The sequence below is a fragment of the Leptolyngbya boryana PCC 6306 genome (genome assembly GCF_000353285.1).
Lineage (GTDB): Bacteria > Cyanobacteriota > Cyanobacteriia > Leptolyngbyales > Leptolyngbyaceae > Leptolyngbya > Leptolyngbya boryana.
The window spans coordinates 314,307-339,130 of the sequence record NZ_KB731325.1 but is presented as its reverse complement, the minus strand read 5'-3'; the positions used below and the strand labels follow the sequence as shown (position 1 = coordinate 339,130).

At 46.9% G+C, this 24,824-nt stretch carries 5 protein-coding genes; 3 read left to right on the top strand and 2 right to left on the bottom strand.

Annotated features, from left to right (window positions below):
• Positions 1-60: 60 nt before the first annotated feature.
• Complete coding sequence (locus tag LEPBO_RS0132290; RefSeq protein WP_017291740.1) at positions 61-21,201, bottom strand: putative Ig domain-containing protein; 21,141 nt, start codon at positions 21,199-21,201, stop codon at positions 61-63.
• A 248-nt stretch (positions 21,202-21,449) separates the two neighbouring features.
• Positions 21,450-22,175, bottom strand: a complete 726-nt coding sequence (locus tag LEPBO_RS0132280) for a hypothetical protein (RefSeq protein ID WP_017291738.1) — start codon at positions 22,173-22,175, stop codon at positions 21,450-21,452.
• A gap of 556 nt (positions 22,176-22,731) precedes the next feature.
• On the opposite strand from LEPBO_RS0132280, the gene LEPBO_RS0132275 reads away from it, so the two are divergent.
• The 3 genes from LEPBO_RS0132275 to LEPBO_RS0132265 all read left to right on the top strand — a co-directional run bounded on the left by LEPBO_RS0132275 (position 22,732) and on the right by LEPBO_RS0132265 (position 24,744).
• Entirely contained in the window at positions 22,732-22,935 is a 204-nt protein-coding gene (locus LEPBO_RS0132275) for a hypothetical protein (RefSeq protein WP_144056426.1), read from the top strand.
• A gap of 210 nt (positions 22,936-23,145) precedes the next feature.
• Positions 23,146-24,204 carry a protein kinase domain-containing protein gene (locus LEPBO_RS0132270; RefSeq protein ID WP_026149076.1) on the top strand — a complete coding sequence of 353 codons (1,059 nt, stop codon included), beginning with the start codon at positions 23,146-23,148 and terminating at the stop codon, positions 24,202-24,204.
• 162 nt (positions 24,205-24,366) lie between these two features.
• Positions 24,367-24,744, top strand: coding sequence for a hypothetical protein (locus LEPBO_RS0132265; protein ID WP_017291735.1), 378 nt, complete (start codon positions 24,367-24,369; stop codon positions 24,742-24,744).
• The last annotated feature ends 80 nt before the right edge of the window (positions 24,745-24,824 follow it).

The window sequence follows — 24,824 nt, the reverse complement described above, 5'->3', positions numbered from 1 at the left end:
ATATACATAGATGGTTCATCCCTAAGCAGTTTCCGGTGGTAGCTCTTACCAAACAGACCCTTAGATCCAACCATATCTCGCTACTATCGATGCTGCTGCGATGGCTGCGATTAGAGAAACATTAGCTTGCTGAATGTACGATGTGGTTGACGACAGTGAAGGTTGGAATCCGGGACTGAGAGAAGTTTCAGGCTCTCCACCTTCACGCCATTTTTTAAGCTGTTTTCTAGCAGCCGCAGTCAAAGCGCCGAGTGCAATGATGGCATCAGCAAGATTGTTTCTCGTAGTATAGTAAAGTACGCCATTGTCATTGTAGTAGATGGCAGTAAGACTACCGTTTACGATAATTACCGATCCAATATTGGGAATTGCTTTCCATGTTGTGTTTGGCATATATTCTGGTTGTAGTGATGCCTTATAAATCCCCATTTTTCTCGAAGCCTCCCTCTGTCCTCTGGGGGTGAACGGTTTTACTTCCATATAATGCTTCTGGTCGTAGTTTAGAATATCTGGGCACAACAATCTATTTTTACCTACTCCACACCCAATTGCAGTATTCGTCCCAGTATAGATATTGTCACCAATGAAATCTGGATCAATGGTGTATTGACTAGCGATCGCGACTTCAACTAGGGTTCCAATCTGAGATCGAGATAGCTCTTCAGGATCTTGAGAAGAAAATCCTGTTGGATCGACAAGGTTTACTGGGCTAGCATTGCCGTAAATGTACTTGTGAAGCGTCAATGGCTCATATAAGCGCCCTGCGTATGTGTCTCGTCTCGTAAATCTTCCAGTGCTGGAGTCATAGAATCGATCGCGCAGATAGTAATCGCCCAAAGTCGAATCAAACTGCTCACCCGTAAACAGGTATTTGTTCGCGATCGCTCCTTCATTCCTGACTCCATTCCCGAAGGCATCATAACGGGAGCGGCTGACGACGTTACCAGTCGTATCCGTCAATTCCGTCGTGCTGCCCAGTCCATCAACGTGATAGTAAGTAGTTTGTCCTCCTTGCGTCTGGCTGATTAGATCATTCCCATAGACGTATGATACTGCAACCGTTCCGTTTGGTGCGTATTCTTCTAGCACCTGAGCGTAAGGCTGCACTTCATCCAGCAGGAAGCGCGTTTCTTGCCCATTGACGATCGATGCAACCCGAATGCCATCATCGTTGTAGCGATATTGCAACTGCTGCACCACACCATTTGCATCTTCGATCGTTGCTGCAATCAACCGCTTATCATCATTCCAAACATAGCTCGTCTTCGTGCCGTTTTCCGTCTTGGTTAACGTACTGCCGTGTGCATCGTAGGTATAGCTAACGGTTGTGTTTCCGTTCACTTTTTCCCACTCTAGACGATCGTTCCTGTCATACTGATAATCGGTTTGAGTCGTCGCGCTGTCGAGCGTTTCTTTCTTCCAGAGGCGGTTGCCGACGCGATCGTAGCTGTACTCGATGGTGCGATCATCGATCGTTCCTGTCTCATCAATAACCTCTTTGGTCAGACGATACAGATCGTCATAGGTGTAGGTCATGCTCCGCCCACTAAGTTCTGTCACTGTCGTCCGATTGCCCACCTTATCTGAGGTGTAGTCAAATCTGGAGATGACCGATTCGACCGTTCCAGCCGCAGTCAGCTTGCGATTTTCTAGGGACTTGAGACGGTTGAGCACATCATATTCGCGGACCTCTTCGGTTCCATTACCAAATTTAGTGCTGATCAGGTTGTTGATTGCATCGTACGTATAGTCTGCTTGTAGCACTCCATCTTGCAGGACTGTATCGAGACGATTTCGCTCGTCGTAAGTATACGCCGTTGTGCCCGATGCTGTCTTTGTCCAAGTCTTGTTGCCTGCCACGTCGTAACCGTACTCGATCTCTCGCGTGGTCTGATTACTGCCCATACCGATCGTGTCGGTGCGCTTGATCAAGCGATCTCGCTCATCATAATTCCAGTTGTACAGTTCAGTCGTAGCCCCATTCGCATTCTTAAAGGCGATCGCATCCCGCTGCCCATTCAGAGTATATGTGTAGGCAACTTTAGAGCCATCTTGGAAGTTCTTCTGCGTCAACCAATTTGAGTAGTCATAGTCATAAGTAATTGTTCTGCCATTGAAGTCGGTAATGCTCTTCGTATTACCAACCGCATCGTAGAGCATGGTCGATCGCTGATTGAGCGGCAGGATTGTGGCAGTCCGACGACCGAGCTTATCGTACTCGTAGCGCGTGATCCGCTGTTCAGCATCGGTGACAGAGATCAAGTTGCCACTCTCGTTATAGTCATAGTGCGTCCAATCGTTGAGCGCATTCTTGACTCCGATCAACCGCCCGAGCGCATCATACTCATATTCAGTCCGCTTGCCATTTGGATCGATCGAGGCAATCCGACGACCGAGCTTATCGTACTCAGTTTCAACAAATGTTTTGTCAGCGAAGATTGTCTTCTTCAATCGTCCAAGGTCATCGTATTGATATTCAGTACGACGATTTAGCGCATCAATGACTGCACTTTGTTGACCTGCACGATCGTACTCATACTTGGTGCGAGGATTATCGCTGAGATCATTTGGGGTCAAATCTGCATAAATAATCTCAACCTGCCGTCCCGCGCTGTCGTAACGGAACTCAGTGCGATTGCCCCGTTCATCGATTTGAGCTTTGACCAACCCATCGCTGTAATACTCGGTTTTGGTGCGGGGATTATCATCCCAGTTGTTCGGAGTCGCATCTGGAAGGATCACTTCTATCAAGCGACCTACTTTATCGTATAGGTATCGAGTTGTACGATTGAGCGCATCGGTTTCCGAGATTTTGCGTCCTGCATCATCATAGTTGTACGTCACCTGGCGGCGTGTTCCCGTACCTGCTTGAACAACGACCAGCGCATCAGTTGCAGCATCATACCGATATACCGTGCCATCTGAAGATAGATTCGCTTCGAGTTCACCTTTGGTGTTGTATTTTGATTCGGTGACGTAGCCCCGTGCATCGAGTACCCAGATTTGTCGCCCCAGGTTGTCATAACCATAAACTGTACGATTTTGCTCGGCATCGGTCATGGTTTTGACGCGACCTTCGCTATCATACGTCCACGTCGTGAGTAGCGTCTCAATCGTGCCATCCGCTTTCTTGCGGTAGCGCATCTCAGTCAGCTTATCGCCGCGATCGTTGTAGGTGTAATCGGTGGTGAACCCTAAAGCATCTTTGACTTGATTGACATTGCCTCGTGCATCATAGCTGAAACTGGTTGCCTTGTCATTGGCATCGGTCAAGCCTTTGAGCAAGCCGTTGCTCTCATAGATGTAGCTACTTGTTTGCTTCAGTGCATCTTCTGCTTGAGTCAAGTTTCCGCGTGCATCATAGCGATTCAGCATCGTCCGCCCCAGCGCATCGGTTTCGCTCAACAACCGCCCTTTGTCGCCATAAGTGCTATAGGTCTTCAAGCCCAAGCTAGTCTCAGAAATCAGATTACCTTGGCGATCTCGTCTGGTAACAATGCCAGTTTCCTCAGATAATTTATTGCCTTTCGCATCGTATTCATAGCGTGTCGTGAAACCAATCACGACATCATCGTTGAAATTGTCATCTGAGCGATCTGAAACAATCGTTTCCTCCGTCACCCAGTTGTTCTCATCATATTTTCGCTGCGTGATTTTGCCTTCCGCATCGATTTCAGTCAGAACATTGCCGCGATCATCGTAAACATAAACTGTTTCATTGCCCAGCTGATCTCTGACCACCTGACGATCGTTGTTGAGGTCATAGCTCATCTCGACCGCTTTCCCGTTGGCATCGACAATCTGCTTCAGTCGTCCGTTCTCATCGTATTCACTTCTGGCTCCCACTCGACCCAGTGGATCGATGATTTCGCGTAAAAAGTGCGATCTCTTGGTGCGAGTCGGGTCGATCGTCGTTGCATCATTCGCATAGTTCGGATCGTCATAAGACGTGTCATACACCATGCGCGTCACATTCTTTTCGCGATCTGTCACGCTCACTAAATCACCATTCGCGTCATACTCATAGCGAATGTATTCCTGAGTTGGGTCTTTCACCGACACAATTCGCCCAGCCGCATCGCGCTCAAACGTCACTTTTTGCCCCGTGGAAGAGACGATCGCATCATCGGTATAGGTCAATGTATTGCCATTTGTATCCTTCACGGTCAGCAAGTCGCCCGTCTTGGCATCAATGCGATATTGCGTGCCATCCTTCGTCGTCAGCACATACACGCCACCAAAGAGACGATCCGCTGGGTTGAATGGTTGCCCTTGCTGTCCAATGTATCTGCCGTTTGCATCGGTTCTAATGTAGTTGTTGAACTCGATCGATAACTTGCTCGTGCTGCCCTTTTCTGAAACGAAGGTTGGTTCGTAGAAGTAACTTGCAAACTGACCCAGTGGCATACCATCGATCTGAGTCACTTGTTTGGCTTTAAACGAGAAGGTCTCGCGCTTGCCACCAGGGAGTGTGATGAATACTTTTGTGCGATCGTCAAACGCAGGATAACGATCTAACAAAGCCTCTTCCTCAGTCGGCTTCCTCAGACTCGTCCGCAAATCCGTATCACGAAACTCCATACGCCAGCCATAACCGAAATCATCCGACTGATTCGAGGTCAACGTGTCATAAGTACGAGTGAGGGAAATCGGAATCCCTGTTACCGGAATCGCTAAATCGGTGAACGAGAGCCGGAAATTGCCCAACTTCAATTCTCCTGCGACATTCACCGTCTCTTCGAGATAAGTCACGCTTCCATTCGTGCCATAAACGAGCAGTCGCAGCGTGTAGGCATCATTTTGCAGCAGGGATGGATCAACTGTGCCTAGCGTACCGTTATTGACCGCATTCGTTCCAGACGCAATCACACGGAAATTGTCGCTGTTGATTGGTGCAATCGCTAATTCATAGCGGCTAAATCCATCCCCACCGACTGATCCCTTAATTTCCGTGGGTGCTGTCACGACTCCATCAGGAATTCCAGACAGATCAAGTTTGAAGACTGGATTAAATATCGCAGTGGGATCAAAGACTTCCACATTCAGCAGCGCAGAACTGCCTGTATTCCCAGCCTGATCAATCGCCGTTGCTAGTGCGGTAATATTGCCTGTCTGATCGAGCTTCACTGAAGCAAATCCTTGGGCATCTAAAATCACCGCTTTTCCATTAATTAGCAGCGTCAGCCCTGCCACACTCACATTGTCTGTTGCTGTCGCCCGGAAAGTAACCGTTTCTCCCACATTCGCAAGCGTCTGAGTTGCAACTAAATTGACCTTTGGCTTTTCAATATCTGCCTGAACTGTGATCGTGAAGGTATCTTCGTCGATCGCACCCTGAGCGTCTGTAACAGTCAATCGTACGAGGTGTTGCCCCGACTGAGCCGTTGTCGGATTCCAGACAATTCTGCCGAGATTATCAATCTTGATCCCTTTCGCGATCGAAGCATCGTCTAGGGCATATTTCAGCGCATCCCCATCCTGATCCCTAGCAATCACGTCATAGCGGTAAGTCTTACCTAACGTTGCCTCCGTTGGCGCAATCGATTCAATCACAGGTGCCTGATTCGTTCGAACCGTCAGTGTAAATCCTTGTGCGGCTCCAAGTCCTAAGCGATCAACTGCGCCGACCACAATCTTATACGTTCCAACTTCTGGTGTTGCCCAGGAGAGCAGTCCCGTCTGAGCATCAATCTGAACGCCACTGGGTCCTGCTAAAAGCTGATAGGTCAATTGATCGCCTGCATCTTGATCAGTTGCCTTAACTTGATAGGTGTAAGGTGCGCTGGAATCTGCAACAAATGTTGGCTGAGACGTAATTGATGGCGCACGATTCACAATCTCTGCCTGTACTTGAATTGTAAACGTCTGTGTCGTGATCGCGCCTTCATCATCGATCGCTTGAATCTCAACCGTTTGTGATCCCAGTTGACCAGCCTGAGGAGTCCAAGTCAGCACCCCAGTCTGAGGATGTAAAACGGCTCCAGCAGGCGCTCTTCCAAGCACAAAATTAATGGGCTGATTTTCAGGATCAGTTGCGATCGCTTGATAAGAGTAAGTCTGCCCAACTCCCGCGATCGTCGGTGGAGTAGAAACGATTTGAGGCGGTGCATTAATCCCTGTGACTTGTAGCTCGAAGATCTGGGTTGACGAAGCTCCGAAGCGGTCAAGAACGCGCACACTGACCTTGTGGATTCCAATTTGATCTTCAGTTGGCTGCCAGCGGAGTGCCCCAGATTGCGGATCGATGATCATACCCTTTGGCGATCGCTCCAAGCTCCAGAGCAACACATCGTTATCCGCATCCGTTGCTACGAGATTGTAGCTGTAAGGCTTCTCGACGTTTGCCACTAACTGAGTGGGAGCCGAAGTAATAATGGGTGCATGGTTGACAACAAAATTCGATGCCTGAATTGTCCAAGCCTGCTGACTTGTCAAGACTCCATCACTGACTCGGACAACCACATTATGGGTTCCAGTCTGAGCAGCCGTTGGATTCCACCGCACGACTCCATCTTGCAGGGTCATCCCTTGAGGACCCGTCACTAATTGATAGATCAGCCTGTCCCCATCTGGATCAGTCCCTTTGATTTCATAGAGATAATCGCTGCCAACTTGTACACTGCTTCGCGGTTTCGAGGTAATACTCGGTGCGCGATTGACTTGTGCAGGATCAACAGTCCAACTCAACTGCTGGTAGGTTTCTCCACTTTTGCCATCACTCACTTTGACCGTCACTTGCCAAGGTTGAACTAAGTCGCGCTCCGGTCCCCAGATATATGCCCCGCCCACCTGATTCGCGTTAGGAGTCCAAGTCAAAAGTCCAGTGCGAGCATCGATCGACACGCCTGTTGGAGTCACCGACTGACTCGATGGATTCTGCATCAACGAATAGGTCAAGTTATCTTGATCTAAATCGATCGCGCCGACTTGGTAGCGATACGCTTTTCCAACCTGCGGTTGATACTCAGGAATCCGGGAGGTAATGACAGGCGCACGATTTCCTTGTTCGACTTTAACAATAAAGGATTGCAGTGTTACCCCACCCTTACCATCACTCACCCGCAGGATAACACTATGCTCACCGACTTGATCAGCACCAGGAACCCAGGAAACAGTGCCGTTGGGTGCGATCGCCATTCCTTCAGGCTTAACAGCGAGGTCAAAGGTCAACTCATCTCCGTTAATATCTGAAGCCTTTGCCCGATACAGGTATCGTTGCTCAGTTAAAGCAGTGAGAATCGCGTCACTGCTAAGAACAGGTGCTTCGTTTGGCGCATCTGCAGGTGCACCATAATTACCAAAATCGAATCCAGAGCGGATTTCATTGGCAATAACCGTTGCCTGATGATAAATAGGATTGAGCGGCTCAGTCTGTGTCCAACCTCGCTGAAGCTCTTGGCGAATTTGATAGGTTCCTACTTCTAGGTTAAAGCTATAGCGCCCTTGAGCATCTGTGTATGCAAATTCTTCGCTGACATCGCGTTGTCCATTCTGGTTGCGATCAACGTAGACTAACCATTCGCCTAATCCAGGCTCATTTCCAACCGGGCGACCTAAACCTCTAACAGCTAGAATTGCATTCCGGTCGTTGCCGCGATCGTCTTTCGACTCTCTTCCAGCAGAAGACAACAAAATGTCTCCAGTGATTGGATCAACAACTGCACCGAGTGGATTGTCAATATCGCTAAGGAAAGGCGTCGCAGTCGCAAGAATTGGATTGCCCTGGCTATCAACTTGATAAGCGATGAAGCCATCTCCATCGGAGTTTCCAACTAAAATGCTTGCACCAGTGTCAAATCCAGGTGCTGTGACAGGTAGGTAAACGAAAGCAGACGAGTAACTGGGCAGCAAGGATGTTTGAATCGGATTGCTGAATGAACCGTTCGCGTAATTTAAGTTGAAGAAGCCTTGACCAGATCCTTGGCTCGTTGCTTTCAGTTGACCTGCACCAGGAATATCCACCGGAACAAATCCTAGCCCACTGTAAGGACCCTTGGCAGTCGAGTAAAACAGCTTGTTGTCGGGTCCGTAACCTAATCCTGAACTGATATAGGGTGCGTAACTGAAAAATTCACCAACATAGGGAGTCGATGGATCGTTATCATCATCAAAGCCAATGATATGTCCCCCATCTCCACGCTTTACCTTAACCTTGAAGATGACTCCTCCACAGCTATGTGCAGCAGCGGCAACGAGCATGGTGTTTGGATCAATCTTGCCTGTCGCGTCGCGATAGAAAGTCATTCCCGCAATCTCGTAGGGCAATCCTGCGGGCACCCCTAAATCATAAGCAGTATAAATATTTGCAAACTGCTCACCTGGCGTGATTCCGGTATACGGGGTGAGATTATTAGGATTCGTTAGTTTCCGGTTGCCATCGCGGTCTAAGTCATTGTAGACATTGCCGACCACTTGTCCGTTTGCAGCACTGCTGGCAATTAAATCAAATACTTGATAATCGATGCCACCGTTCGTGTCCATGACCCGAATCTTGACACGATGGGTTCCAGCAATCGGACTATTCCAAGTAATGACTCCGGTTTCATTATCAATGAACATTCCCTGCGGTGCTTCTGCCAAGCTGTAAGACAGCACCTCACCATCTGCATCGATCGCGTCAACATCATAGGTATAGCTACGATTCACAAAGGTTTTGGTAATCGCTTCTGAAACGATCGTGGGAGTTGCGTTACCAGGATTTTGATGCACTTTGACCTGGAAGGGCTGAATATCACTACCGCCCTTGCCATCGCTGACTTTGATTTGAACGGAGTACGTCCCTAACCCTTCTTCAGCGGTTCCTCCAGACTCTCCTGTTCCTGGTGTAAGAATCGCTGGTGCATCTTGAATTGTCGAGACTGCAAAGCGATAGGTTCCAGGAGTAGTCGAATTTCCTCGAATAGATAGAATATACTCCCCGTCTGTGGGCAAGACATAGCTGAAATCGCTGCTCAAGCTATAGGGATAGGAAAACACCTCTTTCGCATCGCCAGGTCGGTGAAGCGTCCAGAAATCGCTGCTGCGCCCTTGAATCGAGTCGAAATACAGTCGTTGTCCCGCTTTGCCAGAAATTTTGTAAAGCGTAGTATCGGTTCCACGGAGGAGATTATTGGCATAGACTCGATTGGTCTGAAGCTCCTGTGCCGCAGAGAGGTCGTGCATCTTGAACCGATAATCGACCTTTGCGGATTGCTGACCCACAATCATCAAGTTGTAGGTTCCCGCTTCAGTTAACGTGAAAGGACCAAAATCTCGTGCTGCTCCCGTAGAAGAAGAACTTGCCTGCAAATCAAACACAGTCTGACCACTAGGACCGATTAATTTTGCGATGACATTTCCATAAAGGAAGGATGCTCCATCTGGAAGAATTCCATCAAAGAGTAGCCTTTGTCCAACTTTGCCTTCAAACGAGAGGATATCGGTTGTATAGCCTGGATCAAGTGGCTTCGTGATTTCTGCATTAAGGGTCAATCGCCGGACATTATCTTGAATTGTTGCGGGTTTCGTTTGAACTTCCATCAACGAGAAGTGATAATTTCCAGTACTACTGGGTGTCACACCCTGAATACGAATTTTGTATAATCCAGTTTGCTCTAGTAGAATTGGTCCTACTTCGGTAGAAGCTAAGGTCGAAAAAACAGTCGATCCATCCGGATTGAGAACCTGAACTCGTACATTGGTATGAGTTGCATTCTTGCTATCGAAGTAGACGCGAGTTCCAGAAGATGCGGTAAAGAATTGCTCTACAACCTGATTCGCGCTAATACTCCCTTGACGACTGCTAAATGTCGTTTCTCCAACCAGCGTGTCAAGTCCAGAAACTGTGACAGAAGTAGGCGTGAGATCCGTAACTGTAAAGCTGTAATTGAATGGGTTAGTGCCAGAGCGGAACAGTGCCAAAGTGTAATCGCCAGAACTTGGCAAGGTGATCCGAAAATCTGGAGTGTCAGAACTGGAGTAGAACTGCTTTAGGATTTCTCCAGTTGATCCATACAGAATCCAAGAGCCGTTATCCCAACGATTGGCACTTGCGTCAAAATTCAGAATCTGCCCGTTCTTTCCTTCAATTCGGTAGAACTGTACTTGCTGTGTCGAGTTAATAGTTCCAGTGACAGAAGTTCCAAACGGCAAAGGAGCTAATCCAGAAAGATCCGTGACTGCAAAACTGTAATTTCCGATCGTAGTTCCACTGCCCTCTACAACAAGCTGATACGTTCCTGCCTCAGTGAGTGTCGTAACCCCACTGTCGTCTCCGATTGCCTTGTCGTAAACCAAAACTCCGGAGGGCGTGTAAAGCTGATAGCGAAGCGAAGATCCTGACAGAGCGTCTAAGAATATCTTCTGTCCAGGCTGACCAGAAAAGGTATAGAGCTTCTGTTGCCCAACGGCTGAAATCGCTTCTGACACAACTACACCAAATTTGAGTTCGCTAGTTTGGCGTTGAATTTGTGCTATCTGAAACTGGAATCCACTATTGATGTTTCCAGATCCCTGGAAAGCTAACAGATATTCTCCAGATGTAGAGAGTGTCCATTCATAATTTTTATTCAGTTCACCCTCAGTAATTTGCTCTCCACTAGGTGCGTAAAGTCTCCATCTTTCAGAAGTTCCATTCGTTGCAGTCGTAGCTAACAATAAAGACTGACCTGCGGTAGCAGTAAACCGATATAGTCTAGATTCGCGACCAGTTGCACCAAATGATCCAGGAGTGATTGAATTAAATGGAATCTCTGTTGCTTGTGATTTTTCGAGCAACCGGAATGAGTAATCTCCGATTGTTTCCCCATTTCCATCGATTACAATCCGGTAATCTCCATCACGTGTCAGGGTCAAATTACTATTACTAAATCCGTAATCATCATAGTAATAGAGACTGGTAAAGAAAACGTCGCCTATTGGATCATAGATTGTAATGTTTGCAGAACTGTAATTTCCCTTCACTGCATCGAAGAAAAGCTGTTGTCCTGCAGTCCCAGTGAAGTAGTGTGTATTACGAGAACCTTTCTCAGATAGCGTTCCATTGACGGTTTGACCAAGTGTAATGTGAGAAGTTGCCCCTTCTGGAGTGATCAAACTAAAGCGATAGTGAGTGTCCGATGAGCTTGTTCCCTGCATGACAAGCCAGTAGTCTCCTGCGCTCAGGTCAAACTCTGCATCATTAGGAAAAGAGCCGAACTTTACTTTCGCTCCATTTGATCCATAGATTGTCCAGCTACCCGTGCCTTGAAGGCGATCTAAGAATAGATATTGCTGATTGGTCAGACTAAAGCGGTAAGATTTTGCCTGCTGCCCTGTTACGTCAAAATCACCTTCAATAATAGTATTAAGCGAAATGGGGAAAGCATCTGCCCGGTTCAACAAGCGAAACACATAATTTCCAATCGATTCATCGTTGCCATCAACAACGATTTTGTAGAGACCATTCTGCTTCAGAACCAACCCGTAATTAGAGTGTGACTCGCCATAGTTGGATCTCCTATAGTCTGGCCCAAAATCAGCGTTTCCGACACCATCATATACAAGCTCACCCGTTGGATCATAAATCTTGATAGTGGAATTTACTTTACTTTCAAGAATATCTACAAAGATTTGCTGTCCTGCTGTTCCGTTGAAACTGTGAGTATTGTAAGAACCCTTTTCGGCGATCGTACCTGTAACGCTATCACCTAGTCTAAAGATTGGCGCAGTCACAATCTCAGGTGTGATAATCCGCAGACGGTAATCAAAAGGACTAGAACCTAATCCTTGCATCACGAGCCAATAGTCACCTGCTCCTAAGTACAGTTCTCGATTGCTAGAGAGATAGTCCCATGTAACATACTCACCACTAGAACCGTAAAGCCACCATTGACCATTACCGCCTTGACCATCAAAAAAGAGAGACTGACCCTGGATCAAGGTAAAACGGTGAGTCCGCACTGAACGCCCAGTCGAATCCAGTTGTCCCACGATGTCAGTATCTAAAGAAACTAAGGGTGCATCAGCTTTATTCAACAAACGAAAAGCGTATTGACCTGTCATTTCATTCTGACCATCGATGATAACTTTGTAGATACCACTTTGTGTTAAGACGAGGTTATTGTAGTACGAGCTAGCATAAGGTGGAGATGAGTTACTGTCAGAAACACCAAGCCCTTCATAGACAATTTGTCCTGCTGGATCATAAATTTTGATAGAAGTATTATTACCTTCCACAAAATCCACAAATATCTGTTGTCCTGCAAGCCCAGAAAAGCTATAAGTATCGTAAGATCCTTTCTCAACAAGTGCTCCTGATACTGTTGCTCCTAAGTTAAAAGAAGATGCTGCTGGAAGAGCAGGAGTAATTAGTTTGAAGCGATAATCAAACGGTTGAGATGGTGCGCCTTGTAAGACTAGCCAGTAACTTCCTGCATCTAGAAAGAACTCCTTGTCCCCGGAGAGATAGCTCTCATTAATTCTTCGTCCTGCACTGTCATAGAGTCTCCAGTAGCCAGCATTGCTGGTGGATTGCCCATCAAAAAACACATACTGTCGTTCAGCTAAATTAAAGCGGTAAGATTTAGCCAAGCGACTGTCACTTGTATTATTGAATGTTCCTGAAATTTCTACATCTAACGCAACTGCTTCTGCGCTTGCCTTATCTAATAAGCGGAAAGAGTAGGTGCCGATACTATTATCAACAACAACCTGATAAGTTCCAGAGAGCGTTAAGGTACTGACCACTCCACCATAATCGTTTACAGTTTCCGCTTCGTAAATTTTTTGTCCAGCAGGGTCAAAAATTGCGATCCTTTGACGAGGAGTTCCCTCGATCATATCTAGACAGATCTGCTGTCCAACTGTTCCATCAAAACGAAATGTTTGAACTGGAGTGCTTGATGTAATAGAGCCATTAACAGGAGTACCGAATGTCACTCGGCTACCTGAAGGTGTTGCAACCGTTCCATCTCCTAGATCTTGAATTCGGAATGTATAGTTGCTTGTGCTACCAGATTTCTGGACAATAATCCAGTATTCACCTGCAACTAGATCTTGCATTGTACTAGAGCTGAGTGATTGGGTCGTTAGACGCCTACCGTTTGGACTGTACAACTCCCAAACTCCCTCACCGGACTCTCTCTGAATCAGAATCTTCCGATTGGAATCGAGCGTAAAGCGATACGCATTAGGTGAAGCCGTCGCATCAAAGGAGCCTGGAATTGAACTGTTAATATTCACTAAAGTTGCATCTTGCCTCTGCAGAAATCGGAAACTGTAGTTTCCAACTCCCTCCCCTTCTCCATCAACCACCACGCGATAAGTCCCTGAAAGCGGCAAAGCAGAGAAAGATAGCCCTTGAGAATTGTAAGATAGCCCTTGGTCGTGATTCAAACTAAACTGACCCAGAGATCGATCCATTGGGTCAAAGATTTCTACGAATATGGTTGCATTGAATTGCAAAACATCCAAAAATAATTGCTGTCCTACAGTTCCTTGAAAAGTGTAAGCGTCTCTTTCTCCTTTTTTCGAGATTGTACCTGTAATCGTGTCTTGCCAGAGTTTAGGTTGAGCGGGTGCAAATTCAGGTGTGATTAATTGAAATTGGTATCCCAAAGAAGAGTTGCTATTTCCCTGAGTCAATAGCCAGTACTCACCAGGTTCTAAATATCCTTCCCAGTTGGTGAGCAACTCTCTTCCATCGATTCTGTTGCCGGAAGGACCGTACAGCTGCCAAGAGCCAACGCCAGCAACTCCATCAAGGAATACATATTGGCGTTCTGAAATCGTGAAACGGTAGGAATCTTGCAATCCAGCACTTTCAAAATTTTGGACAGTAGTCTGATCGAATGAAATAGGAATCGCAGCGGCTTTATTAAGTAAACGGAACGTGTAATTACCTGTGGCTCTCTCGTATCCATCAACCTCAACCCGATAGGTTCCGCTTGTGTTCAAAACAATTGGAGATGGACTATCAGAAGAGTAACGAACGAAAATTCCGCGACCTGCGGGGTCATAGATTGTAACCGTAACTGGGTTGGATTGAGGAACATCGAAAAAGAGTTGTTGTCCAGCTTGTCCAACAAACGTATAGTTATCTTGCTCACCCTTTTCAAGGATGGCACCTTTTACTGTTTCTCCAAGTTGAATGCTTTGAGGTGGTGCAATTTCTGGCGTGATTACTCTTAAGCCATAATTGAACTGCCCAGAGCCTTCTCCCTGGATAATTAGCCAGTAATCGCCACTTTCTAGATACAACTCTCGAATATTATCGGTTCTTCCGGTCGCTACGGGTCGTCCACTAGCGTTGAAGAGTGTCCATCCACCACTACCGCCTAGCCCATCAAAGAAAGTATATTGGCGATCGCTCAAGCTGAAACGATAGGATTTGACTTCAGTTCCAGTTCGATCAAATGTACCTCTGATGTCAGTATCTGTTTGAATTTCTTCTGCTTGAGAGCGATCCAGCAGTCGGAACTGGTAGGCTCCAATGCCTTCAAGATAACCATCCACTACAACTTGGTAGAGTCCATCCATTCCTAGCACTAAGTCTTGATCGGGAGAGAGATCAGTAGGAAAATATTTAGAGGTCAGTTGCCGCCCAAAAGGATCAAGAATGCTTACCTGCATTGAGGAACCGCTAATTGCATCTAGATAAAGCTGTTGACCAGCTTTGCCTTCAAAAGTATAAATATCCTGCTCACCTTTTTTGGCAATTTCGCTCGTGACTAAGGCCCCAGTAGCCATAGGGCGACTGACAATATCAGGCATAACTAGCATGAAGGAATAGTCTACTACAGCACTAAAGCCCGCTTGCCCACGTAAGGCAAGTAAATACTCACCGTCTGCAGGAAGAATCATTTCCAAGTCACTAAAACCTGAATAGGTAATGTACTGGTTATTGCTGTTATATAGCACCCAGTCTAAGCTACCGTTATTTGTGAGCTTGTCAATGAAGACTCTTTGCCCTTTACGTCCGGTGAAGCGGAATAAATCGTCTTCTGAACCAGGGGTCAATTTTCCTTGCACAACCTTCTCTGGGACAAGGACTGGCGTTTGAACAATATCAATGATGCTAAATCCATAGCTACCAGTATTACCGTAGCGTTGGCTCACTCGAACCCGATAATTTCCAGCCTCCGTTAGGGCTAGCAGTTGATTTTCAGCAAGAGTTGTGACGCTCAAAACTCTTCGATTGCTGGGACTATAAACTTCAATCTGCCAATCAGAAGCGTTACCTGAGAACCGCAATGGATCAATGTAGAGCCGTTGTCCAGCTACACCTGTAAACGTAAATTCATCAATCTGACCTGCAGCATTAATCGTGCTCAGTACCGTATCGCCAAGAACAAGAGCAGCGGGCGGCTTCCAACTGATTCTGCCAGTCAGCGCGTCGATCGACATTCCATCTGGACCCGAAACCAAACTGTAGATCAACGGATTGTCCTGGTCTGGGTCTTTTGCCTGAGCATCATATTGATAGTTTTGACCGACATAGGCATCAACTGTTGGCGTTGATGTGAATTGCGGTGGGCGATTAGATGGAAACTGTAAGACCGAAAGTGTGTAGACTTGCGTCGTTTTTCCACCTCTTCCATCGCTTACTTCGACCATAACGGACTGATTCCCAACAGATGACGCTGTGGTTGCCCAAGTAATGACTCCGGTTTGTGAATTAATGGTCATTCCGTCTGGTGCAACTTTGAGGGAATAGATCAAAACATCTTGATTCGGATCAGTTGCTTTGATTTGGTAGGTGTAAGGATTTCCGGCAACGACTTCAGCAACAGGTTGAGATGTAATCTTCGGCGCTCGATTCAGTTGTGCCAGAACGACCAGTTCATAGATAAACTGTACGCCGTTCGGGTTGTAGAAGACCAAACTACGATCTCCCGACAATTCAGATGGATCAAATTTACCATCTGCCACCAGGTGACTGAAATCGTAGTAAGGCAGTCCTTCTGGCGTATAGCCATCTGGATTTCTCACCAGTACTGAAGGATCGCTTAAACGTGACACAGCAACGAGTAGCGGAACATCAACACTATAAGTTCCGTTATTCTTGACAGCTATAGTCGTGTACAGCAACTTCTTCGCTGAGTCAAAGGACGTTTGATCATATTGAATCGCCATGCTCGACGACACATCTTCCATCACATTGAAGTTTGGCAATACAGGCGAGAGCAGATTTGTCGCTCCGCTGTAGCCAATCACAGGGGGCAAAGTATTCGCCGGGGCATCGATCAATTGCAGATCGCGAATCCGTATCTCAGTCGCCGTATCCTGGTCATTATTTATCAGTCGGAAGACGAGTGTTGCCTCTGTATTCTTCGGAACCCCAGTCAGATTTAGGATGACAGTCTTCGTGACACTGTCATAGGTTGCTCCAGAACCGAGTGCAACTGATTCGCCCTCGGTCCAGTTGAAGAACACTTCACGATCAACTGCCATTGCGGGTACAAGCGATCGACCTTTTGCATCCACCAATGCGACTTCAAATGCGTCATTGACGAAATCTTGTGTCGTATCAAAACTGGGATCGATCGTAAATTTGAGCAGTGTCGGACGATCCACGGTGAAAGAGACGGATTGTGAGGTGCGGAAGTTTGTCCCCTCGCGCAGTACCACATCAACCCCAAGCAAGTAGATTTGCGTAGAAGTTAAACCACCTGCATCAGTCACGGTTAGATTAACTGCATAGAGTCCGGTCTGATTGCTAGAAGGGGTTCCAGTCAAGGTTGCTGTACCATTGCCGTTATCGGTTAACGTCAACCAACTGGGCAGATTTTTTGCAGCAATCACACGATCGCCATTCTCAGGATCAACTGTCGTAATCGTGTAGCTGTAAAGTTTTCCTGCTTCTGCATTAATAATCGGTGTACTGGTAAAGACAGGACGCTCATTAATGTCACTCAGTCGAATCGTCAGCACCTTATCGAAGAACAGATTCGGCTTGCCATTATCGGTTGTGCGAACCTTGACGGTATAACTCGTTGCAGCCTCGTAATCGAGAATTGCTCCAGGTGCAACTCTCAGTTCATTACCAATCAGTTGGAATCGTCCGTTCGAGTTATCCACCAACGTGTATTGGTGCTGATCGCCTGCATCTGGGTCGATCGTACTCAGCGTTCCAACTAAAACACCCGCCGCACTGTTCTCAGGAATTGTATTGCTGCTAAGTAAGATATCCGTCGGCGCTTGATTTGAACCTAAACGCTTGACAATCAGTGGCGTGGTTGCTCGATTGCCTGCAATATCTTCAGCCTCGAACGTAAACGCATTATCTCCCAATGCCAGCGCTACATTCTCAAACACAAAGCGTCCATTCACATCCGCGATCGCAGTTGCTCCAGTTTGCACTAATTTGACGATCGCGCCTGCTTCTACCTGACCTGACAAACTCACTACAGAAGAAATTGTTTGACTATCTCCAACGGGAGCAGAATCAAACGCGGGATCAAGCGTTACGGACAATGCCAATGACGTATCGAGAACAAAACTGACCTCGAAAATTTGGGAGACATTGTTGTATTGGTCTACCGCTTGAAGATAAACGGTTTGTGTCCCGTCAGAGAGAGTACTCCCTAGAATTTGCTCTAGCCGAGCGCGATCGAGCATGAAACGTCCTTGTGCATCCACCGCAGCCAACACATTAACGGTCGGATTCGCATCATTCACACTCGCTCGGAATGCTACAATCTGGTTCGCATCGAGCACCGTGCCGGTAATCGTTGGATCACTCGTAATGCGATCGGTATTTGTCGTTCCACCCATTGCTGTGTCATTCAGCAAAGTTGCCGTTCCTAGCGGTGCATCAGTATCTAGGGCAACGGTGACATTGAACGTCTGCGTACTGATATTGCCTGCCACATCGACCGCTACGATTGTCAGGGTTTGCAATCCATTACCAATGCCTGCAAAATCTAACTCCTGATCAAAGGCTCCATCTGCATCTGCATTGATCGAGACCGGTTGTCCATTTGTCCAGCGGTACAGAATTTGTGCGATCGCAGAACCCGTGCCATTGATGATGCCGCTCAATCTCGCGCCATCGGTTAACGGTGCAACATCGATCGCTTGATTCAAGATCAGGGTTGGTAGAACCGCATCCACGGTTACGACAAACGCCTGCGATGGAACACTGACATTCCCAGCAATATCCGTTGCGATCGCGCTCAAAGTATGAACGCCGTTAGACAGTGCGATTGTCGTCATCTGCCAGGTTCCTTGCTCGGTTGCAGTCGTTTGACCTACGAGCGTTGTGCCCTCAAATAATTGCACTCGTGCGTTTGGTTCTGCACGTCCGGTAATGGTTGGCGTTGCAATCCGTGTAATTCGATCACTGCCACTCGTTCCCGTATCGCTGCTAGCGGTCAGTTGCAGATTTTGCGGCGCTTCGACGATCGTATCAAGCGTGAATCCCAATCCGAACAGACTGACATTGCCAAATTCATCTTTTGCTTGAAGTTGCAGCGTGTAAGTGCCATCGGGAACCGCAGCACCATAAATTAAATTTAATTGGCTTCGAGTCAGGGTAAAACTGCCATCCGCTTGTCGCTGCGCCAAAATATTGACCCACGGTGCAGTGTTGCTAAATCGAGCTTGAAACTCAACAATCGGATTGGCATCCCGAACGGTTCCAAAAATCGTCGGATCAAACGTGATCACATCTTGGTTCGTTTGATTATCGGGTGCAGTATCACGCACCAATTTAGCCGTGATGATTGGTGCTTCTTTATCCACTGCCACAACGACATTCAACTGAGTGGTGCGAACATTGCCTGCCACATCCGTGGTGATGATCGTGAGAATGCGATTGCCGTTCGCGATTCCCGTCAGATCAAAGGCTTGATCAAATCGTCCCGCTGCATCGAGAACAATTGATCGTTCAACTCCACCGTCAAAGAAATAGGTTGCAGATGCGATTGCACTTCCGGTTCCATCGAGACTTCCAGTTAACTTCGAGACTTGGGTAATTGGAGTTGTCGTAGAAGTCGTTAAGCTTAAAGTCGGCTGTACTGCATCGACGACGATTGTTAATGGACTTGATGGTGAACTCACATTTCCAGCGGCATCGGTTGCGGTCGCGGTTAAACGATGCGTGCCATTGCTCAGAGCAGTCGTCGCCACTTGCCAACGCCCATTCGCATCAGTTGTCGTTTCGCCAATCAGAACCGTTTCACGATAGAGTTTGACGATCGTGCCTGTTTCCGCTTGTCCTGCAATAATCGGCGAGGTTTGATTGGTGATGTCATCCCGGTCGCTTTGCCCGCTATCGCTCGGAGGAATGAGGTCTAGATTGATCGGGGCATCGACTTTCGTATCGATCGTCACGAGCAATGGAGCCGAAGGCAAGCTGACATTTCCGGCTGCATCCTCAGCTGTCGTCGTAAAGCTGTACTGTCCATCAGCTAGAGGCGCAACTTGAAACGCCCAAGCTCCCGTCTCGGTCGAGATCGCTTGCCCGATCAGTTGATTGTTCTGGTAGAGCCGAACGATCGCGCCTGCTTCTGCCGTTCCTTCCAATGTAGGACGGCTCGTATTCGTCAGGTTGTCCGTGTTACTGCGTCCACTATCGCTTGCAGTAATTAAATCTGGGCTCGAAATGGTTGGAGCTTTTGTGTCGAGCGTAAACGTTAGCTCAAAAATGGCAGACGCATTTCCGGCTTGGTCGATCGCTTGGAGCTTTAAGGTATGTACTCCATCAACGAGAGTGCCGCCGTTGATTTGCTCTAGTTGCGATCGGGTTAAGCGGAATGTGCCATCCGCTTGACGCTGCGGCAGGATGTTGACAAAGTTGGCTGAAGACATTGCATCGATTCCGGCTTTGAATTGCGCGATCGCGATGTTGTCTGTAACTTGACCGACGATCGTGGCATCAAAGGTGAGGCGGTCTGTATTCGTGGTGCCACTCGGCGCAGTATCTCGCTCTAACCGTGCGGTGATGGTAGGAGCAATTTGGTCGATCGCGACCACACTGGAGCGACCATTAAAGGTAATATCTCCTTTGGCTTGAATCGAGCCATAGAGCGAAGACGTACCATTAAACGTAAAGCTCTGAGCCGCAACGAAGTTACCACGAGTATTAGTCGCGCCATTGTAGAGAATATTGCCTTGGCTGATGACTCTTAGATTTTGGGTTGCATCAAAAGTTTTCGTTGCACTATTGAAGGTAATATCACCGCTATTATTGACGAGCAGTGTCGTTCCATCAAAACGTGCACCTCCGTTCGTGCTGATTCCACCCGAAGCAAATGCAGCGAGGTTTTTGGCTTGAATGTTGCTTAAGTCGATCGTTCCCGCATTGGCAACGAGAGCAACATTATCAAGGGACTGGTTATTCCCCATCGTAATGTTGCCATTCTCAACAATAATCACCATATTGCTGAAGATGACATTATTTGGGATGTTCAAGCTGCCATTCACGACTCGAACAACACGCGGTTGAGTTGCAGTTCCGCTAGTTGGAAATAGACGGTTCCAATCTTGAGCATTCTTGAGCGAATTCTGCTTGGCATCAAAGGTTACGGTTGTTGTGCCGGTTGGAATTCGACGATCGAGTTCTTGCTGACGCAAATCGGCATAAACGGGAACAGCAACCGTTTGGCGCGGCGCGACTGGCGGTGGAATTAAACCTGCATAGCGATTCAAACCATTGACGCTGCTACTTCCCGCATTCGGTCCAACACTTACAGCATAGGGACGTAAGACAGATCTACCCTGGCTATCGACGATGATATTGCCACTTGCATCTCGTTGCGTTGCAAGGTCTGTGTTGCCATTGAGGTTGAAACCGTTCCCTGCATAAATGAAAACATCGTCGGTCAAATCATTCGCGACCCCATCAAAGTCACTATTTCCATTCACAGTGACTCTGCCTTCAGCAATGATGGAGAAGGTTGGCAATGGAGTAGGAGTAGTTGTGGTGGCCAAAGTTGCACTAGAACGATTTCCGGTTAAGGGATCGATCGTATTACTATTTCCAATGGGAACAGTTGCTGCGGTCTGACTAGCAAGGGGTGGAAGAAACCAATCGGGAGTCATATTTTTCCCGATGATGACATCTGCGGGAGCAGGCGTAATCGGGGTGAGGGTCGGAGTCGGGGCTGCCAAACTGTTATTCGGCTGATTAGACTGAATGCCTAAGCTCGCCACGCTGTTGAGCAGAGATGCTTCTTGCAGAAAGGGCTTCGCAAAAACATCTTGGCTGTTTTGGCCCAGAATTTGATCCGACGAACTCATAACGATATGCAAGAGGTGAATGTGTGCAAGAGGATATGCTGATTCTGAGAAGAATCAGCGCAACTAGATGCTCATGATCAAAATGGCTGCGCTCCTCAATGTTCTGCACACGATAAGTGCAGAAGTTGGATCGCAGTTATACCAATCTCAGCAAGAGCAATCAGCATAGAAAGAACTTGTTGGGAGGAAGCGCGAGTTTACTAGCTGGATGACAATCAGCTTCCACCACAATTAGGATAAGAAATGAACTAAGCAAATGCGGGAATTAATGCAGGTGCAACAGATGTAACAGCTAGAAATTTCTCATTGATCAGGTTGATAAAGAAGTCCAAATCTTCTTGAGCGCGATCCAACGCTCTCAGCATCGATGCTCGACACGCTTCTGCGGCTTCACCTTCAATGGTGTAGCTAAAATTTCCTGAAAAGACCACGACAGGGGTGAAAACCACAGCATCACTTCTTAGACTTGCTTCACTGATTGTTAGGTTCAGTTGTCTTCTTTCTTCCAAGGTATAAGCTAAGCTGATTTGGGGACGGACAGGTTCTATCCCAACATTTTGCCATGCTCCAGGTGAAAGGAGCGTTTGGTTGAGATAGTCTCGCACATCTTCTTTTGTGTCACCAAGTTGAGCATGTCCCAATGGATTAAACCCAAACGCTTGCACCTTCAAATTCGGCAGAGCCTCTGCAAACCGACGAACTAACTGAGCCGCGCGATACTCTCCTTTCTCTTTATTCGCGGTCATTTCCGTGAACAAGATGCGATTTGGTTGGGCTGTAATCGTAATGTTATTTTGGTAAGCGAGTTGAACCAGTTGAGGGGTGTAGATGGGATCTCGCGCTAGTTCCCAGTCCATTGGAATCACGCCACTGTAGCGGCAGAATTCTTCATTAACGAGTGCAGGGTTGAGTGGCTGATCTGAACTTGGAGCCAACACAAACGTCTGTTCTTGAGGCTGAAAATTAGACGGCATAAAGACCTTACAAAACGACAGTAGACACAACGGAAAGTTAGTACCTGTTGAGTCAAAGCAAGGCATCCAGCAGCGTGAATTGAACGCCCTAGACTTAAGCTTTTCTTAAGGATAATCAATCTAAACCTGCGAGGCTTTGGGGGAACATACGGAACTCTGGGAAAAGAATATACCGAAATTGCACACCCTTGGAGTTTCGTTCTTATAAGAGAACAGTGAAGAGAGAGAAAATTAGTGCAGATAATGTTGAGGTTAGTTGGTTTAGTGTAAGTAGGATAAGAATTTGGGCATCTCTTGATAAAATCCGCGAAAATACTTAAGGAAGTAATTTGACTATTGATGCCTTGAACCTGAACATTTGAATCTGCGATCGTGGTTTGTCAAGACAGAGAAGACGAGGCTAACCCTTGTTCTTGATCTCGCAATATCTTGTGAAATTTGCCTATTCGACCAGATTATTTACACACCTTGGTAAGTTACAGCAGTAGAAAAAACGATCGCAAAAATAGCTTGCAAATTAGCTGGGTAGAAGTCCCTCTAAAATCTGCTGATTCGTTTGTCCTTGGGAGAACTGCGTGGTGCGGTTACGCTAAATATTCCACAAGCGAAAAGTAGTACGGGCACTGCACAGATTTGGGAAATTCTGCAATCTCAAATGCCCTCGATCGAACAATTTAGTCAACACATGATTGCGGATCAATCAGAGCCAGTGCAGCGGTTTTTTTACATGCGATCGCGTTCCTTAATCTCTTTCACTTAGTCCAACTTGTCCACTAGAAAATCTGCACTAATTTCACCAAGATCAAACAGATTCTCACCCATTAGCATATTGGTCGAACTCCAGCATAGGTGCAAGCCTTGAGAATGGGGTAGATACTACGTAGCGATAATACTGCTCCTGTCTATTCAGAAGCCATATTTGTCACGGCACATTGGGAATACTGAGGGTAGCGAGAGCATTTTAAGAATCATGATGAGCGTTTGCCTACATCCCCATTGCACTGATCCGCAAAATCCTGACAACCAAAGAGCCTGTCGTAGTTGTGGCGCAAAATTGCTGATTAAGTCTCGCTACCGTGCTCTACAACCGATCCAAATGGGTAAATTTATTAGAACCTTCAAGGGAGTAGACACAGCTTTTTCAGCCAGCGCTCCCATCCAACTGAAGCAAATTCTATTGCCTGAAGAGATTCTCAAGAACTCAGCGAATCGTCAAAGAGCGATCGAGATTTTCAAGCAGTCTGTTGCCGCATTGCATACCTTGAAGGATGTCCCGAACCTGCAGACACCGATCGATTATTCTGTCGTCGGCAATGGCTTGTACCTGATTGAAGCACTTCCCCACGGCTCTACCTTATCTGAACTGCTCCAGAATCAGTCTTACCTCACCGAAAGCCAGATCCAAAAGCTACTTGGAGATCTCCTACCCGCTCTGCAAACGCTCCATGAATCTTCATTGCTCCACAGAGATATTCAACCGGAACACATTCTTTACTCACATCATTCTGGAACGTTTACCTTAATTAACTTTGGGTTTCCTCAATTAATTGCAGAAATGATGCAAGATAGCATTCTCAAGGCAGGAGAGTACCTAATCGGCGACCCTGCTTACTCCGCCCAAGAACAGCTGACAGGAAAAGCCACGTTTGCTAGCGACCTTTACAGTTTGGGTGTAGTCTGCTTACAGGCTGCGACGGGTATAGAACCTACCTATCTGCTTGACTATCAGGGTAAACACTGGAACTACCAGGACTATTTGACCCACAATTCTCTTAGTCCTGCTTTCCGCAAAATTTTAGAGAAAATGGCTGCTCCATTACTTCTCGATCGCTATGCAAATATTAAACTCCTCCTCAAGGACTTGAAGCAGCTTGATGCTTCAGCAACAGCACAGCCCGTTACTCAATCGGGTCCTCAGCAAGCAGCAGAGAAAGCTCTTCATTGGTTAGTTAACGCTGCGCTTCCTTCTTTCAATGTGGTTCAAGAAAAAGCGATCCACATTGCAAATCAGTTCTCTAAACCCAAGTAAGGCGAGAGCTGCCTGTTACCTGATTGATGGCTTGGTAGCTGACTAAATGCTGATTCATAAATTGTACATCGCCTATAGTGTGTAACAACACCTTTTTCTAAGAATCGCAATTTGGAGTTTTACATGGTGAAGCTAACAAATTTATCTAGGCATGCTAGATCTATGCTACTTTTTGGAGCTGCAGTAGCAGGAGCCTTATTTTATACGTCGCCAATACTAGCTCAGACCATTACATGGGAGATCGTTCCTGGAACGGGAGGAGTCAGCAGCATGTATCCGCAGGGTTCAGACCCTGATTTATTTGGAGCCAATACTGTTGTACGTCGAGGAGATCGCGTTAATTTCGATGCAGAAATAGATAAACAATACGTACGATACAGTGGCAATTGTCGAACACGACAGCTATTCATCTTAAAAACAGGAATCTTGGATTCAACTCAACAACCTCGCCGAATTGTGCAGCACGAAAAAGGATCTTGGTTCACAGCCAGCCTGTATCAAGAGAAGTTTTTGACAAAAGCTTGCGGGGTGAATCGATAGACTTTAGCTGCAGCTCACACATACTAGAAATCGCATAAATCAGGGAATTTTTTGGACAGCAAGCCTGTTCCTGGAGATGT